This window comes from Rhodopseudomonas sp. BR0C11 (assembly GCF_010820945.1).
Taxonomy (GTDB): Bacteria; Pseudomonadota; Alphaproteobacteria; order Rhizobiales; family Xanthobacteraceae; genus Rhodopseudomonas; species Rhodopseudomonas palustris_H.
Map to the genome: position 1 here is coordinate 1 of NZ_QTKI01000607.1, position 1,935 is coordinate 1,935.

2 protein-coding genes are annotated in these 1,935 nt (G+C 66.4%); one reads left to right on the forward strand and one right to left on the reverse strand.

Features of this window, described 5'->3' with window-relative positions:
- Positions 1-1,221 (reverse strand): cation:proton antiporter domain-containing protein (locus tag DYI24_RS25710; protein ID WP_164574322.1); only part of this gene is annotated, 1,221 nt, incomplete at its 3' end.
- 184 nt (positions 1,222-1,405) lie between these two features.
- Here DYI24_RS25710 and DYI24_RS25715 point away from each other — a divergent pair.
- On the forward strand, positions 1,406-1,935 hold a 530-nt coding region (locus DYI24_RS25715; RefSeq protein WP_502706378.1), incomplete at its 3' end, for a cation:proton antiporter domain-containing protein.

Here is a 1,935-nt window from a genome sequence, read left to right on the forward strand (position 1 = left end):
GGCCTGGCGGCTAAGCCGCGCCAGGTACGGCGTCAGCATCATGGTGCCCGACGACACCAGCAACATGAACTGCTCGACCTCGCGCGTCACGAGGCCGCTGGAGCTGGCCAGCCCGAGCACCAGGAAGGCGAATTCGCCGCCGCCGGCGAGCAGCAGGCTGGCCTCGGCGATCACCGGCCGCGACAGCCGGAACAGCCAGGTGAGGCCGGCGATCACCACCGCCTTCAGTGCCGTCATGCCGATCACCGAGGTGGCGACCATCGCCGGATAGCGCGCGACTTCCGCAAGATCGATCCGCATCCCGACCGAGATGAAGAACAGCCCGAGCAGCATGCCCTTGAACGGCTCGATATCGACTTCGACCTGGCGGCGGAATTCGGTCTCCGCCAGCACCAGACCCGCCAGGAAGGCGCCGAGCGCCATCGACAGTCCGGCGACGTGGGTGACCAGCGAGGTGCCGACCACCACGAACAGGATCGTCGCCATGAACAGTTCGCGGTTGTGGGTCGAGGCCACCAGGCGGAACAGCCGGCGCAGCACCAGGCGGCCGAAGCCGATGATCAGCAGGATCGCGGCCGCCGCCTGCACCAGCGCCATTGCGAGCCCAAGCCAAACCGCTCCGGTGCTGGTGGCTCCGCCGCCAGCCGCATCGCCGGCGGCTTTGCCGAACACCACGATCAGAAACAGGATCGGCACCACCGCGAGATCTTGCGCCAGCAACACCGCGAAGATGCTGCGGCCAGCGACGGTGGCGAGTCGCTTCTGCTCGGCGAGAAGCTGCAGCACGATCGCGGTCGACGACAGCGCCAGACAGGCGCCGATCACCAGGCTCGATTCCACCGTGTTGCCGAAGATCAGTGCGATGCCGCTGATCGCTGCGGTGGTCAGCACCACCTGCGACATGCCGAGGCCGAATACCAGTCGCCGCATCGTCCAGAGGCGGTCGAACGACAGTTCGAGGCCGATGGTGAACAGCAGGAAGGCGACGCCGAGTTCGGCGAGCCGGTCGACCGCATCCTGGGAGGTGATGGTGACGTAACTCAGCCAGGGGAGGTCGGCACCGATCCGGCCGAGGCTGTGTGGGCCGAGCACCAGCCCGGCGACCAGAAAGCCGAGCACCGGGCTGACGCGAAACCGCGTCATCACCGGGATCAATACGCCTGCGGTCCCGAGAAACACCAAGGCTTCCCGGTAAACTCCGACATCGTTTTCGACTGACATCGTTCCTTCAATCACGTGAGGTAGCGGAGGGCGACGACATCGATCAAATCGTCGCAGGGCTGCGGCAATAGATCGCGATTCTGCACTTCGGCCCAAGCAGGTTCCCTGGCGCCAGCGTGCACTGCGGCGATCGGTAGCCGCCGCTCGGGTGGACGGTCGCGGCGTCATGCCGCACAACGGAACGATGGAGCACAACACCCCACTGATTTCCACCATCGTGGCCGGCTTGGTGCTGGCATTTGCCTTCGGTGTCGCAGCCCAGCGGCTGAAAATCTCGCCGCTGGTTGGTTATCTGCTCGCCGGCGTTGTGATCGGCCCGTTCACCCCCGGCTATGTGGCCGATCAAAGCCTGGCCAACGAGCTCGCCGAGATCGGCGTGATCCTGCTGATGTTCGGCGTCGGGCTGCATTTCTCATTGAAGGATCTGCTCGAAGTCCGGGCGATCGCGATTCCCGGCGCGGTGGTGCAGATCGGCGCCGCAACCGTGCTGGGTGCCGGGCTCGGCCATGCGCTGGGCTGGCCGTTTGGCGCCGGCTTGGTGTTTGGTCTGGCGCTGTCGGTCGCAAGTACCGTGGTGCTGCTGCGCGCGCTGCAGGAGCGCCGGCTGGTCGACAGCGAGCGCGGCCGGATCGCGGTTGGCTGGCTGATCGTCGAAGACATCGCGATGGTGCTGACGCTGGTGCTGCTGCCCGCGGTCGCCGGCTTGCTCAAGGG